Consider the following 13,936-nt stretch of genomic DNA (forward strand, 5'->3'; position numbering starts at 1 on the left):
GCCGGCCCCGGGGACAATGGTCCGATGACTTGGGTCCCGCCGTCGCCGGTCGTCGCGGACGGGGTGTCGATCACGGGGACGGGGGCGGGGTCCGGGGTGGTGCTGGACGAGGTCCTGCTGCGGGCCCTGCGGGCGGTGCAGCAGGCCGTGTGCATCTCGGACGTGTCCCTGCCGGACGAGCCGGTGGTGTGGGTGAACGACGCGTTCACCCTCACCACCGGCTACCTGGCCGCGGAGGCCGTGGGCCGCAACTGCCGGTTCCTGCAGGACGGCCTGAGCGAGCGGGGTCACGACACCACCCGCCCGGCGGCGCGGATCCGGGCGCTGCTGCGCGAGCGCCGCTCGGGCACGGTCGTCATCCCGAACCGGCGCCGCGACGGCTCGGTCTTCCTCAACGAGCTGTCGCTGTCGCCGCTGACCGAGCCGGACGGCAGCGTGCGCTACTACGTGGCGGTGCAGCGCGACGTCACCGCGCGCGTCGAGGCCCAGAACGCGCGCGACAACGCGCACGCCGAGGCCCGGGCGCTGGCCGACGAGCTGCAGCGCCACCTCGTGCCGCACCGGCTGCCCGAGGTGCCGTGGCTGGACGTCGCCGTCCGCTACCAGCCCGCGACCCGCCCGGACGGGACCCGGGGCGAGGTGAGCGGGGACTTCTACGACCTGCGGACGCTGCCCGACGGGGAGGTCGTGGCCGTCATCGGCGACGTCTCCGGCCGCGGGCCGCGGGCGGCGGCGGCGACGGCGGCGCTGCGCTGGGCGGTGCGGGGGGCGGCCGGTGCGACGAGCGAGCCGGCGGCGCTGCTGAGCCTGGTCTCCGATGCGGTGCAGGACGCCCTCGACGAACGCTTCGCCACCGTCGCGGCGCTGCGGCTGCGGCGGGCCGCGACGGAGGCGACGGTCGCCCTGGCGGGTCACCCCCAGCTCCTGCTGCTGCCCGCCGACGGCGAGCCGCGGTTCGTGGGGACCCCGGGCACGCTGCTGGGTCCCTTCCCCGAGGTCGAGCTGCACGACGCGGTGGTGGACCTGCCCCCGGGGAGCTCGCTGCTGCTCTACACCGACGGGGTGACCGAGGCCGCCGACGCCTCGCACCGGTTGCTGGGCGAGGACGGGCTGCTGGCCGCGGTGGCGGGGCTGACGTCGCGGCGCTCCGACGACGTGGCCGACGCGGTGCTCGCGGCGGTGGCCCGCCACGTGGGCGAGGGCCCCACCGACGACCTGACGCTCATGGTCGTGAGCCGGCGCCCGGGCTGAGCCGGGCGCGCAGCAGCGCGAGGGCGGCGTCGACGGTGCGCGCGGCCTCGGCGGGGTCGACGCGGGCGAGGACCATCGCGCTGAGGACGCTCGCGGTGCACAGGGTGGCGAGCTGCCCGGCCTCCTCGGCCGGCAGCCCGGGGAGGTGGGCCGCGACACCGCGCGCGAGGGCGGTGTGCAGCTCGGCGCGGTAGCCGAGGACGGCCCCGGCGACGGCCTCGTCACGGCCGATGGGTGAGGTCGCGGCGTTGAGCAGCAGGCACCCGCTGCGCAGGGCCGGGGCCCGGCCCTCGGCCAGCACCGTCCGCACCCCGTGCAGGTAGGCGGGCAGCGCACCCGGGTCGACGGGGTCGAGGGTGAGCGGGCGCAGCCGGGGCCGGACGACCTCCTCGAGGTAGCTGCGCACGGCGGCGTCGAACAGCCCGCGCTTGCTGCCGAAGGCGTGGTAGAGGCTGGAGCGCCCGACGCCGGTGGCGGTCTCGAGGTCGGGGACGGACACCCCCTCGAAGCCGCGCTCCCAGAAGAGGGCGCGCACCGCGCGCACGACCTCGTCGGTGTCGAACGTCTGCACTCGTCCCACGTCGCTCCTCGCTCCCGGGGAGAAGCCTATAGTGGAACGACCGTCCCACAGAACGGAGCGCCCGTGACCACCGCCGCCCTGGTCGTGACCGGCCTCGCCGCCCTGGTCCACGTCTACGTCTTCGTCCTGGAGTCCCTGCTGTGGACGGGGCCGCGCGCGGCCCGGGTCTTCGGACTCGACGCGGCGACCGCGCGGGCCACCGCCCCCCTGGCCTTCAACCAGGGCTTCTACAACCTGTTCCTGGCGCTGGAGATCGCCGCCGGGACGGTCGTGATCGCCACCGGCCACCGCGCCGTCGGGGCGACCCTCGTCCTGGTCGGTGCGCTCTCCATGGTCGGGGCGGGGCTCGTGCTGGTCCTCTCCGACCGCACGAAGGCCCGCGCCGCCCTCGTCCAGCTCGTCCCCGCCCTGCTCGGCAGCCTGCTGCTGATCGCGGCCCTCACCACCGACTGAAGGAGCACCCCGTGACGTCCAGCACCCAGGTCCAGCTCGTCAGCCGCCCCCGCGGGTGGCCCACGCCGGAGGACTTCCGCACCGTCTCCGTCGAACTGCCCGCCCTGGCCCCCGGCCAGGTCCGGATCCGCAACGAGTTCCTCTCCGTCGACCCCTACATGCGGGGCCGGATGAGCGCCGCCCGCAGCTACGTCGCGCCGTACGCGGTGGGCGAGACGATGACCGGCGGCGCCGTCGGGCGGGTGGAGGAGTCCACCAGCGACGACCTGCCCGTGGGGACCCTGGTCGTCCACGACCTGGGCTGGCGCGACGTCGCCCAGGGCGACGCGGCCGCCTTCCGCGCCGTCGCCGAGGTCCCCGGCGCCCCCAGCTCCCTGCACCTGGGGATCCTGGGGATGACCGGCCTCACCGCCTACGTCGGCCTCACGGCGATCGCCGGGCTGCGCGAGGGCGAGACCGTCTTCGTCTCCGGCGCCGCGGGGGCCGTCGGCACCGCCGTCGGGCAGATCGCCCGCCTCCTCGGCGCGAGCACCGTCATCGGCTCGGCGGGCTCGGCCGAGAAGGTGGCGCTGCTGGAGGGCAAGTACGGCTACGACCGCGCCCTGAACTACCGGGACGCCCCGATCCGCGAGCAGCTCGCGCAGGCCGCGCCCGACGGCATCGACGTGTTCTTCGACAACGTCGGCGGGGACCACCTCGAAGCCGCGCTCGCCGCCTTCAACGACCACGGCCGCGCCGCGATCTGCGGGGCGATCTCGCAGTACAACGCGACCGGTCCCGTGGCCGGCCCGGACAACCTCGGCAACCTCGTCACCCGCAAGCTGACGCTGCGGGGCTTCATCGTCGGTGACCACCGCGAGCTCGCCGGGGAGTTCCGCGAGCGGATGACCGGCTGGTTCGCCGACGGGCGGATCGCCTACGACGAGACGGTCTTCGAGGGCATCGGGAACGCCGTGGACGCGTTCCTGGCCATGATGCGCGGCGCCAACACGGGGAAGATGGTCGTCAGGCTCTGACGCGCCCCGGCGCGGGGCGCGGCGGAGCGTCCCCCGGCCGGGCCGGGGGACGCCGTCGCGGGCCGGTCAGTCCGGGGAGCCGACGGTCGCGTCGTCCTCCAGCAGCTCCACCGCGGCGTGGGCCCGGTTGAAGAAGTCCACGGACACGACGACCGCGGCCTCCGCGCCCTGCCGGGTGATGACCAGCGGCTTCTCGACGATCCCGTCCAGCAGCCGCGGCAGCTCGACGTCGGCGACGTCGGCGTGCGGGTAGATCGCGGCGGCCGGGTCCTCCCGGGCGTCGCGGTGGAACTCCGCGACCCGCTCGCGGGCCTCGGCGTACTCCGCGGCCCAGTCGGTGTCGCGGTCCTTGACGTCGCTCTGCTGCTCGCTCACGCGGCGGCCTCCGCTCGCGCGTCCCCATGGGTCCAGGTGGTGTGGAGATCCATGGATCCACGATAGTCGCCCCGCCCGTGCGCGCGCGGCTGACCGGGTCGGGAACCCCCGCCGGGCCCACCCGACGCCCGCCCGGGGCCCGCCCGGGGCCCGTCCGGTGCCCGCCACGACGGGCGGGCGGGGCCCGGCGTCCGTACCGTGACCCGCGGTCGAACCCCCGGACGTGCCGGGACGTCCGGGAGGAGCACCGATGGGCACGCGCACGGGCGGCGACGCGCCCGCCGTCGTCGTCGACCGGCGGGACGCCCCCGCGGACCCGCCGGGCGCGCACCGCGCGCGCGGCCCGGCCGCCGCGGCCGGGCTGGTGTCCACCGCGCTGTGCGCGGCCGTGGGCACCGGGCAGTTCCAGCGCGGCGACGCGCACGCCTACGACCTCGGCATCTTCAGCCAGTCCGCGGCGTCGTGGGCCGCGGGGCACCTGCCGACGTCGGGGGTGCTCGGTGGCAAGGCGCTGCTGGGAGACCACTTCTCCCCGCTGACCGCGGTGTTCGGCGCGGCCTGGGCCCTGTGGCCCGACCCGCGCGTCCTGATCTGGCTGCAGGCGGTGCTGCTGGGCCTGGGCACCGCCCTGGTCACCCGCGCCGCCGTCCGCCACCTGCCCCCGGCGGGCGCCGCGGGGGTCGCCGCGGGGGCCCTGCTCGCCCACGGCACCCTGGCCGCGGCCCGCTTCGACGTGCACGAGGTGGCGCTGGCCGTCCCGTTCCTGGCCCTCACCGCGACGGCGCTGCTGGAGCACCGCCACCGCGCGGCGGCGCTGTGGGCGCTGCCGCTGCTGCTGGTGAAGGAGGACCTCAGCGCCACCGTGCTGGTGGTGGCCGCGGTCGTGTTCGCGCGCGGACGGCGCCGGCTGGGTCTGCTGCTGGCCGCCGCGGCCCTGGCCGGGCTGCTGCTGGCGGTGACGACGATGGCCCTGGTCTCCCCCGGGCACGGCCTGGCCCGGCTGGACAGCTTCGGCGGCGCCGCGGTGGCCGGGACGAGCGCCACCCGGCGCGTCCTGCTCGTCGTCGCCGTGGTCGTCGGCGGCGGGGTGCTGTGGGTGCGCTCGCCGGTGGCGCTGCTGGCGGTGCCGACGCTGGCGTGGCGGCTGGCCTCCGAGACACCCACCTACACCTCCAGCTCCCTGCACTACGGGGCCGTGCTCGCCCCCGTCGCCGGGGTCGCCCTGGTGGACGTGCTGCGGCGCCTGCCCCGCGGGCGCCCCGCGGCCCGCCTGGCGCCGTGGTGGTGCGCCCTGTGCTGCGCGGGCACGACGCTGGTGGTGCTGCCCCCGTCGTCGCTGCCGCCGGTGCTGTCCGCCGCGGGCTGGCGGACGGGCCCGCGGGTGGCGGACCTGCGCTCGGCGGCCTCCGTCGTGCCGGCGGGCGCCGCCGTCGCCGCGGACAACTCCTCCGCCGCCTACCTGCTGGGGCCGGCCGGCGGGGACCACGACGTGCGCGGCTGGTCCGCGGACCAGCCGCTGCGGGACCTGCCGGAGTGGGTGGTGCTCAGCACCGACCGCAGCTCGCCGGGGACGCCGCTGGCGCGGTCGCGGGCCTGGCTGGCGCAGGTCCGGCAGGTGCCGGGGGTCTCCGTGCGCGAGGTCGGGGCGACGGCCGTGGTCCACCTGCCGCCGGTGCGCTGAGCCGCGCCCGCCCCGCGGTGCGCGCGGGGCGGGCGGCGGCCCTCAGTCCTGGGCGATGTAGGACCCGAACGCGGTGCCCGCCCTGGCCGGCACCGACGGTTCCCCGCCGAACACCACGCCCGTCGCCAGCGGCTTGGCCGCGTTCAGCGTCGTCAGCGCGGACCGCGCCGAGTTCGACAGGTCCGGCCCGGAGGTCAGCAGGAGGGGCCCGCCGAGCAGCCCCATCGCGGCGGACCCCACGAGCGCGTCCGGCCAGTTGTCCCCGGTGGCGACCCCGGCGGCCCGGGTGGCGGTGCCGGCGGCGAACCGGTCCGAGACCCGCCTGGCGGTGTCGAAGCGGTCCACGCCCACGACGGCGCGCGCGGCGCTGCCCCCGGCGGCGGGCAGCGCGGCCGCCGCCGCGGCGGCGGGACCGCCGACGGGCACGACCCGCGACCCGGTCGCGTCGTGGGCGGCGAGGTAGGCCTTCGTCGCCTCGGGCAGGACCGGCCCGTCGGTCAGCAGGAGGACCCCGCCGGTGCGCGCGGCCAGCGCCGACACCGCGAGCCCGTCGGGGAAGTTCACCCCGCTGGCCAGGTAGATCGGCGCGGTGGCGGTACCGGGCGCCTGGACGGCCACCTCGGCGGCGATGCGGGCCGCGGTCTCGAACCGGTCGTCGCCGGCGAGGCGCTGCACGGTGAAGTTCGGGGACAGCGCCGCGAGGGCGGTCTGCACCCCGGCGGAGACCGTCCCGCTGCCGCCCAGGACGTAGACGGTGCCGCCGGGGGCCAGGACGCGGAGGATCTCCTTGCCCACGGCGTCGGTCAGCTTGTCCGACGCGGTCAGCAGCAGGGGCGCCGACGTCGCCGACGCCAGCCGCGCCCCGGCGAGGGCGTCGGCGTACTTGTAGCCCGCCGAGACTACGACCGCGCCCGCGGAACCGCTCGTGGGGAACAGCGCCTTGGAGGAGTTCACCGCCGTCTGCAGCCGGTCGGTGCCCGAGAGCCGGCTGACGGCGGTGTCCAGGACGGGCCGCTTGGAGGTCGCGTACGGCGTGACCGCCGCCGACGCCGCGGACGCGGTCCCGGTGCCGAAGGAGTTCGTCGCGGCGACGGTGAACGTGTACTTGGCGCCGTTCACCAGCCCGGCCACGACCTGGGAGGTGGCCTGTGCGGTGGTGAACGTGACGGGGGTCTGCGCCACGCCGTCCTTGTGGGGGGTGACCACGTACCCGGTGACCGGCGGGGCCGCCGGGGTGCTCGTGGCGGCGGTCCAGGTGACGACGGCGCGGCCGTCGCCGGCGACGGCGGTCGGCGCGGTGGGGGCGGCGGGCAAGGCGCCGACGGTGAGGGTGACGACCTGGTCGTCGTGGCCGGTGGCGTTGGTGGCCCGCAACGTGAAGGTGATGGGTCCGACGGCGTCGGGGGTGCCGGAGAAGACTCCCGTGCCGGAGGACACCTTCAGCCACGCCGGCGCGTCGCTCAGCAGCGACCAGGTCGGCGTCGGCGTCCCGGAGGCCGTCGCCCGGTACGTCCAGGGGACCTTGACCGCGGCGGTGGTGACGGGCGTGGAGGTGACGCGCGGGGCGCCGGGGTCGGCGGTGGAGGTGAGGGCCCACACCTGCGGGGAACTGCCGCCGTCGGCGAGCCAGATCGTCCCGGAGGGGTTGGTCGTCACCCCGTTGGGGCGGCCGTAGGTGCCGTCGGTGGACAGCGTGGACACGCTGCCGGCGCTGGTGATCCGCTTGACCGTGCCGGCGGCGGGGTCGGTGGCGTAGACGGTCCCGGCGAGGTCCACGGCCAGCGAGGTGGGGGTCCTGCCGGTGCTGCCGGTGCTGCCGGTGCTGGCGAGGACGGAGAGCGTCCCGGTGGGCGTGATCTTCTCGACAACGTGGTTGTCGGCGTCGGCGACGTGGAGGTTCCCCGCCGCGTCCAGCGCGACTCCCGTGGGGCTCGCCAGCGGGGACTTGTTCGCGTCACCGGCCTGGGGGGAGCCGGCGAACCCGGTGCCGGCGAAGATGGTCAGCGCCCCCGACGCGGTGACCTTCTCCACCTGGTTGTTCTCGGAGTCGGCGACGTAGAGGGTGCCGTCGGGGGCGACGACCACGCCGGTCGGGTCGTGCAGCGGGGAGTCCTTCGCGGGCCCGATCTTCGCGGGGCCCTGGGCGCCGGAACCGACCACGGGCGTCAGCGTGCCCGGCAGGACGAGCTTGAAGACGACGTCCGCGCCGGGGTCGGCGATGTAGAGACCCCCGTCGGGCCCGAACGCGAGGCCCGCGGGCGCGGACAGCCCGCCGGCCGCCCCGGCGACGACGGAGACGCTGCCGCCGGCCCCGATCCGCTTGACGGTGTGGTCGCCCGGGTCGGAGAAGTACACGGTGCCGTCGGCGGCGACGGCGACACCGGCGGGAGCCCCGTACGTCTCGCCCGCCGTGACGAGGGGGGTCGCGTGGTAGTCCGCCACCGGGGCGGCCGCCCCGGCGCTGGCCCCTCCCGCCACGGCCGCCGCGGGCAGGGACATCGCGAGCAGCCAGGTGGCGGTGCGGCGGAGGCGGCGCGCGGCGGTGGTGGGCCTGGTGTCAGGGGTCACGCCGTTCCATCGGACGGTGGGCCGCGCGCTGAAGGCGCCCCGCCGACCCGGAGCCGACCTTCAGCCCGCACCGGTCCGCGCCGATGTCTCCGGGTGTGACGACCACGCTCCGAGGTGCCCCCGAGGTCGCGACACCGCGCCTCGTGGCCTTCACGACGGGCTCGTTCTACGTCGCCGGCGGGACCGCCGCCGCCCTGACCACGATCCGCAGCTGGCCCCACCCGGGAGTGCGCGGGAGCGCGATCCTGGTGCTGGCGGCGCTGGCCGTCGCCGCGGGTTCGCTGCTGCTGGTGCGGGGCCGCCGGTTCCCGCGCTGGGCCTTCCACGTCGTGGTGGGGCAGGCGACGTTCATGCTCGGGGCCGGGGTGGTGCTCAGCGCCGACGACGCGGCCGCCCTGGGGGTGGCGGGGGTCTTCGCGTTCTGCGCGGTGGACAACCTGTACTTCTTCGCCCGCCGCGAGGCGGTGCTGCACACCGCGCTGCTGCTGGCGGTGGTGGCGGGCAGCCTGGCCTGGCGCGGCATCGACCCCGGGGTGGTGGCGGCGCTGATGCTCGTGCAGGTGGCGCTGGTCGTGGTCATCGGGCGGCTGGTGCAGCGCGCCGCGCACGGCACCCGCGACAGCCTCACCGAGCTGCTGAACCGCCGGGGTTTCGACGAGCGCTTCGAGGAGGCCGTCGCGGCGGCGCACCGGGGCGGGAGCGACCTGTCGGTGGCGCTGCTGGACCTGGACCACTTCAAGGACGTCAACGACTCCGGCGGGCACGCCGCGGGCGACGCCCTGCTGGTCTCCCTGGCCGAGACCCTGAACCGGACCCTGGCCGGGTGCGCGCCCTCGAGCACCGTCCTGGCCCGTCAGGGCGGTGACGAGTTCGCCGTGGTGACCCCGGGCCTGGACCTGGACGCCGCGGTCGCGGTGGCGGAGGCGTTGCGCCGCGCCGCGGCCCCCACGGGGTTGTCCGTGGGGGTGGCGCAGCTGGCGCCCCGCGAGGACGCCGGGGCGCTGCTGCGGCGCGCCGACACCGCCCTGTACGAGGCCAAGGCCGCCGGCCGCAGCCGGGTCGCGACCGCCGCGACGTGCGACGCGGGGCTGCTGGAGGACTTCCGGGCGGCGCTGGACCACGGCGGGCTGCAGGTGGCGCTGCAGCCGATCGTGGTCCCCGGCACGGGCGAGACGATCGGGGTGGAGGCGCTGGCGCGCTGGAACCACCCCGAGCGGGGGCCGGTGTCCCCGGCGGAGTTCATCCCGCTGGCGGAGGCGAACGGCCTGGTGAAGGAGCTGGACCTGGCGGTCGCGCGGCTGGCGTGCGCGGACAGCGTCCGGTTGCGCCGCGCGCTGGGCCGGGACGTGCTGCTCACCGTGAACGCCTCGGGGCGGCACCTGGTCGACCCCGACTTCGTGCAGGACCTCCTGCAGGTCCTCGCCGACACGGGCTGGGCGGCGCGCGACCTGGTCGTGGAGGTCACCGAGAGCACCCTGGAGGCGGCCTCGGCCGCCGCCCGCGACACCCTCGAGGAGCTGCGCGCGATCGGCGTGCGGGTCGCCATCGACGACTTCGGCACCGGGTACTCCGCGTTCAGCCAGCTCGACGCGATCCCCGCGGACTTCCTCAAGCTGGACAAGGACTTCACCTCCCAGCTCACCGCGAGCGGGCGCCGCCGGGCGGTGCTGGGCGGTCTGCTGCGGATGTCGGAGGAGCTGGGGCTGGCCGTCATCGCCGAGGGCGTGGAGACGCCCGAGCAGCGGCAGGCGCTGGTCGCCCTCGGCTGCCCCCTCGCGCAGGGGTACTTCTTCCACCGGCCGCTGCCGGTGGAGGACCTGCTGCGGGCGCTGTCGGCGGAGACCCCGCCCGCGGGGGCCCCGGCGGGGGCGCTGTCGGGGACCTGAGCGGCCCCGGCCGGTCCGCACCCCGCGGGGTGCGGACACGGCGGTCAGGAGCAGAGGGCGGTGTCCACGGCGGCGTCGACGCGCCCGATCGCCTCCAGCGTCCGGGGCAGCGCGGTGACGGCGACGACGGCCGCGCGCCCGTCGGTGGTGACGAGGTTGCGGGTCTCGAAGCCCTGGATGTCCCCGCCGTGGCCCCAGGCCTCCAGCCCGCAGCTGAGGGTGGTCCGGGCCAGGCCCAGGCCGTAGGCCCACTCCCCCTGGGGTTCGAAACCGGGTGCGGGGACGGTGGTCCGCATCTGCTCGAGTTCCGCGGGGGCGAGCAGTTCCCCGCCGACGAGGGCGTCGAGGAACCGCGCGAGGTCGGAGGGGGTGGAGATCAGCTGCCCCGCCGCCCAGCCCAGCGAGGGGTCGGTGTCGGTGACGTCGACGGGTGTCGCGGCGGTGTCCAGGTCGTAGCCCTGCGGGTGCCGGCCGCGGATGTCCTGGTCCCCGGTGGTCGGCCAGTAGGTGTCGCGCAGGTGCAGCGGCTCGATGATCCGCTCGGTGATCTGCTCACCGATGGGGCGCCCCGTGACCCGCTGCACCAGCAGCCCGGCGACGACGTAGTTCGTGTTGGAGTACTCGAACCTCGTGCCGGGGGCGAAGGAGGCGGGCTGATCCAGCGCCGCCTGCAGCAGCTGCGACGGTTCGAAGTAGGTGTGCCGCACCGACACCAGGTCGGTGCCCAGGACGAGGGTGTCGTAGTCGGGCAGGCCGCTGGTCTGCTGCAGCAGCTGGCGGACGGTGATGGAACGCCCGTCCCCGCCCGGGCCGCGCACGACCCCCGGCAGGTAGGTCTCGACGGGTTCGTCCAGGACGACCTCCCCCTCCCCCACCAGCTGCAGCACGACGGTGGCGGTGAAGGTCTTCGTGTTGCTCGCGATGCGGATCCGGCTGTCGGGCTGGATCGGCTTCCCGCTGACGACGTCGCGGACCCCGGCGGTGTAGTCGGTGACGCGGCCGCTGCGCTCGCGGACCGCGGCCAGCGCCCCGGGCAGGCCGTCGTCGCGGACGAGGGCGTCGAGGCTGTGCTGCACGGCGGGCGAGCGGTGGTGGGTGCCCGCGGCCGCGCTCGTCGTGGTGGCCGCACCGGTCGCGGCGGGGGGAGCGGCGCCGGCGGAGGCGGCGGTGCCGATGAGCGCGGTGCTCAGCAGCGCGGCGGCCAGGGCGGCGGTGCGGCGGGCGGGGCGGTGGGTGGTCGGCATCGGGGCTCCTCGGCAGGGCGGTCGGTTCCCCACCACCCTGGGCGCGCGGGGCGTCCCGTCCCATCCCGTGGGCTGCCCTCCCGGGGTAGGGCCTGCACCACCACCGCCCCTGTCCCCGGCCCGGCGCGGCGGGGTAGCGTCCGGGCGGCCGCGGCGCGCGGCGACCGGGCCGGACGGAGGAGCGAGGGTGAGCGTCGAGGACCTGATGCGGGCCAACCTGCTGGACGTCTTCGGGGAGCGGGACCCCGGGCGGCGGCGCGCGGCCGCGGAGCGGACCTACACCGCCGACGTGAGGTTCTCCGACCCCGACGAGACCGTCCTGGGGCAGCGGGCCCTGCTGGACAAGGCCCAGCGCCTGCTCGACGACGCCCCGGGGTTCGTCTTCTCCCCCGACGGCCCGGTGCGGGTCGCGCAGGACCTGGGGTACCTGGCGTGGGGTTTCGGGCCCGAGGGCGGGGAGCCGGTGGTGCGCGGGATCGACGTCGCGCTCGTCGTCGACGGCCGGATCAGCCGCGTCTACACCCTGCTGACGTGAGCGCGTTCGTGCGGCACCACCCGGGTACCGCGGGGTGACGGTGCCCGCGCGACCCGGGCGCCTGGACGCCGTGACCCGCCGGTGAGACCGGCGGGCCACGGGTCTCGTCAGACGGGCCGGTGCCCCGCGGGGACGACCTCGGCCTCGACGGGCGGGGGCGGCGGGGTCCCGTCCCCGAACGGCCGCCCGCCCAGCGCCTCGCGCCCGTGCGGTTCCAGCCAGCCGGAGAGGTCCGGGCCGGCGGGGACGACCCCGGTGGGGTTGATGTCGCGGTGGACGCCGTAGTAGTGCTGCTTGATGTGCAGCACGTCGGTCGTGTCGCCGAACCCGGGGGTCTGGTAGAGGTCGCGGAAGTACGCCGACAGCACCGGCATCTCGGACAGCTTCTGCCGGTTGCACTTGAAGTGGCCGTGGTAGACGGGGTCGAAGCGGGCCAGCGTCGTGAACAGCCGCACGTCGGCCTCGGTGATGGTGTCCCCGACCAGGTACCGCTGGTGCTCCAGGCGTTCCGACAGCGCGTCCAGGCGGGCGAACAGGCGGTCGTGGGCGCGCTGGTACGCCTCCTGGGTGCCGGCGAAACCGGCCCGGTACACGCCGTTGTTGACGTCGCGGAACACGTCGCGGTTCACGGCGTCGATCTCCGCGCGCAGGTGCTCCGGGTACAGCTGCGGGGCGCCCTCGCGGTGGAACTGCGTCCACTCCAGGGACAGGTCGACGGTGATCTGCGGGAAGTCGTTGGTGACGACCTTCCCGGTCGGGACGTCGACGATCGCGGGGACGGTGATGCCGCGGTCGTAGCCGGGGTAGCGGGCGAAGAACGCCTCCTGCAACCGCTCGATGCCGAGCACCGGGTCGCGCCCGTCGGGGTCGAGGTCGAAGGTCCAGCTGCGCTCGTCGTGGGTGGGGCCGGCGATCCCCATCGACAGCACCGGCTCCAGGCCCAGCAGCCGCCGCACGATGATCGCGCGGTTCGCCCACGGGCAGGCCCGGGAGACGATCAGGCGGTAGCGGTCCGCTTCGACGGGGTAGCCGTCGCGGCCGTCGGCGGTGATCCGGGTCTCGATGTAGCGCTGGTCGCGACGGAAGTCGCCGGTCGGGTTGACGTAGCCCGTGCTGCCGGTGGTGGCGGTGCTCATGGCGTTCCTCGTCTGGTCGGCGGAGGCGGCGCCGCGGACGGCGCACCCCAGTAGTACAACATTCAACCAGAAGGGGGGTGATCCCGCGCGCCGGGGTCACCCGTCCCGCCCCGTCCGGGAACCCGCCCGTCAGGGGTTCAGCGCAGGTCCACCCGCACCACCTGGTACTCGGCGGTGGCGGGCTCGGCCACCGCGAAGCGGCCGTTGACCAGCCACAGCGCACCCGCCGCGAGGATCCCGGTCGTGGGCCGGTCGAGGTCGGGGTCGCCGACCTCCCCCACGACCTCGCCGCTGCGCCCGTCGGGCGAGAGGCGCACCACCGCGGCGGAGTCGGTGGAGAACCCGTACACGACGTGCAGGGTCCGCCCGCGCAGCACGAGGCCGTCGCCGCCGGTGAGGTCGCGCCCGCTCACCTCGATGCGGTCGCTGACCCCGGTGCGGGGGTCCACCCGGAACAGGTCGCCGGTGCTGCTCTGCGTCACGACGAGGGCGTCGCGGTAGGCGCGGATCCCGTTGGCGTTGAAACCCGCCCCGTAGACCAGGTCCCCGGTGATCGGCAGCGTCGTCGCCCCGTCGGGACCCGGCAGCGCCCCCCGCCGGCCCAGCGGCAGCACGACGAGGCGCTGGACGGCGGAGTCCGTGACGTACACGCCGTCGCGGGTGACCTCCACGTCGTTGAGGAACCCGCTGCCGGGCACCACCCAGCGGCCCAGTTCCGCCCCTGTGGTGCCGTCGTAGGCGGTGACGGCGCCGGTCGCGCCGCCGGCCACCCACAGCCGGTCCGCGCGCGCCTCGTAGGTCATCCCCACCGCGACGCGCCCCTCGACCCCGGCGACGAGCGGGCGGCTCTCGCCGGTGCGCAGGTCACCGACGACGACGCTGCCGTCGGCGCGGGAACCGGCGTAGAACGTCGTGCCCCGCCCACCGGCGATGCCCTCCGGCAGCGACCCGGTGGGCAGCGGCACCGTCTCGGGCAGGCGGCACCACGGGGCGCCCCAGGAACCCGTGGCCGGGAGGGCGGTGGTCGCCGCGGACGGGGCAGTGGTCGGGGCGGCGACGGCGGGGGCCGGCACGGCCAGCAGGCCGGCGGCGAGGGCGAGGACGGCGGGGGCGAGCGCTGCGCTGCGCGGGCTGGGGGTCACGCTCCGACCCTAGGCGCCTCCCCCGCCGGGGGCCCGCGGAAAGCGGCCCGGCACCGCGGGGCTTCGGGA

General features: G+C 76.4%; 12 protein-coding genes. 6 read left to right on the top strand and 6 right to left on the bottom strand.

What is annotated here, in order from left to right:
- The first annotated feature begins 24 nt into the window (after positions 1-24).
- Entirely contained in the window at positions 25-1,251 is a 1,227-nt protein-coding gene (locus tag KRAD_RS24165; protein WP_012085306.1) for a PP2C family protein-serine/threonine phosphatase, read from the top strand.
- Here KRAD_RS24165 and KRAD_RS09270 read toward each other — a convergent pair.
- On the bottom strand, positions 1,223-1,831 hold the full coding sequence (locus KRAD_RS09270) for a TetR/AcrR family transcriptional regulator (RefSeq protein ID WP_012085307.1): 609 nt from the start codon (positions 1,829-1,831) through the stop codon (positions 1,223-1,225). The two genes, KRAD_RS24165 and KRAD_RS09270, sit on opposite strands and share 29 nt — an antisense overlap.
- Positions 1,832-1,894: 63 nt before the next feature.
- Here KRAD_RS09270 and KRAD_RS09275 point away from each other — a divergent pair, with 63 nt between their 5' ends.
- Together KRAD_RS09275 and KRAD_RS09280 are read left to right on the top strand one after the other, a co-directional pair.
- A complete protein-coding gene (locus KRAD_RS09275; protein WP_012085308.1) occupies positions 1,895-2,284 on the top strand; it encodes a DUF1304 domain-containing protein in 390 nt (129 codons plus the stop codon).
- 11 nt (positions 2,285-2,295) lie between these two features.
- Positions 2,296-3,300, top strand: a complete 1,005-nt coding sequence (locus KRAD_RS09280; RefSeq protein ID WP_012085309.1) for an NADP-dependent oxidoreductase — start codon at positions 2,296-2,298, stop codon at positions 3,298-3,300.
- 66 nt (positions 3,301-3,366) lie between these two features.
- Here the strand turns inward: KRAD_RS09280 and KRAD_RS09285 are convergent, their stop codons facing one another.
- Positions 3,367-3,675, bottom strand: a complete 309-nt coding sequence (locus KRAD_RS09285) for a type II toxin-antitoxin system Phd/YefM family antitoxin (RefSeq protein WP_012085310.1) — start codon at positions 3,673-3,675, stop codon at positions 3,367-3,369.
- A 250-nt stretch (positions 3,676-3,925) separates the two neighbouring features.
- Here KRAD_RS09285 and KRAD_RS09290 point away from each other — a divergent pair, with 250 nt between their 5' ends.
- Positions 3,926-5,356, top strand: coding sequence for a DUF2079 domain-containing protein (locus KRAD_RS09290; RefSeq protein WP_012085311.1), 1,431 nt, complete (start codon positions 3,926-3,928; stop codon positions 5,354-5,356).
- Between the two features lie 42 nt (positions 5,357-5,398).
- Here the strand turns inward: KRAD_RS09290 and KRAD_RS09295 are convergent, their stop codons facing one another.
- Positions 5,399-7,924 carry a cell wall-binding repeat-containing protein gene (locus tag KRAD_RS09295; protein WP_012085312.1) on the bottom strand — a complete coding sequence of 842 codons (2,526 nt, stop codon included), beginning with the start codon at positions 7,922-7,924 and terminating at the stop codon, positions 5,399-5,401.
- 143 nt (positions 7,925-8,067) lie between these two features.
- Between KRAD_RS09295 and KRAD_RS09300 the strand changes: the two genes are divergently transcribed.
- Positions 8,068-9,810, top strand: a complete 1,743-nt coding sequence (locus KRAD_RS09300; protein WP_049821132.1) for a putative bifunctional diguanylate cyclase/phosphodiesterase — start codon at positions 8,068-8,070, stop codon at positions 9,808-9,810.
- A 44-nt stretch (positions 9,811-9,854) separates the two neighbouring features.
- On the opposite strand, the gene KRAD_RS09305 is transcribed toward KRAD_RS09300, so the two are convergent.
- Positions 9,855-11,054, bottom strand: coding sequence for a serine hydrolase domain-containing protein (locus KRAD_RS09305; protein ID WP_012085314.1), 1,200 nt, complete (start codon positions 11,052-11,054; stop codon positions 9,855-9,857).
- A 187-nt stretch (positions 11,055-11,241) separates the two neighbouring features.
- Here KRAD_RS09305 and KRAD_RS09310 point away from each other — a divergent pair, with 187 nt between their 5' ends.
- Positions 11,242-11,589, top strand: coding sequence for a nuclear transport factor 2 family protein (locus KRAD_RS09310; RefSeq protein WP_012085315.1), 348 nt, complete (start codon positions 11,242-11,244; stop codon positions 11,587-11,589).
- A gap of 107 nt (positions 11,590-11,696) precedes the next feature.
- Here the strand turns inward: KRAD_RS09310 and KRAD_RS09315 are convergent, their stop codons facing one another.
- Together KRAD_RS09315 and KRAD_RS09320 are read right to left on the bottom strand one after the other, a co-directional pair.
- A complete protein-coding gene (locus tag KRAD_RS09315; protein ID WP_012085316.1) occupies positions 11,697-12,725 on the bottom strand; it encodes a glutathione S-transferase family protein in 1,029 nt (342 codons plus the stop codon).
- 137 nt (positions 12,726-12,862) lie between these two features.
- Positions 12,863-13,867: a hypothetical protein gene (locus KRAD_RS09320; RefSeq protein ID WP_012085317.1), complete on the bottom strand. Its 1,005-nt coding sequence runs from the start codon at positions 13,865-13,867 to the stop codon at positions 12,863-12,865.
- Positions 13,868-13,936 lie beyond the last annotated feature (69 nt).

The sequence above is a fragment of the Kineococcus radiotolerans SRS30216 = ATCC BAA-149 genome (assembly GCF_000017305.1).
GTDB lineage: Bacteria > Actinomycetota > Actinomycetes > Actinomycetales > Kineococcaceae > Kineococcus > Kineococcus radiotolerans.

What these genes read in the sequence shown, in the direction of transcription:
- KRAD_RS24165 (WP_012085306.1), top strand. Translation starts at nt 25, where the DNA reads ATGACTTGGGTCCCGCCGTCGCCGGTCGTCGCGGACGGGGTGTCGATC.
- KRAD_RS09290 (WP_012085311.1), top strand. Translation starts at nt 3,926, where the DNA reads ATGGGCACGCGCACGGGCGGCGACGCGCCCGCCGTCGTCGTCGACCGG.
- KRAD_RS09305 (WP_012085314.1), bottom strand. Translation starts at nt 11,054, where the DNA reads ATGCCGACCACCCACCGCCCCGCCCGCCGCACCGCCGCCCTGGCCGCC.
- KRAD_RS09315 (WP_012085316.1), bottom strand. Translation starts at nt 12,725, where the DNA reads ATGAGCACCGCCACCACCGGCAGCACGGGCTACGTCAACCCGACCGGC.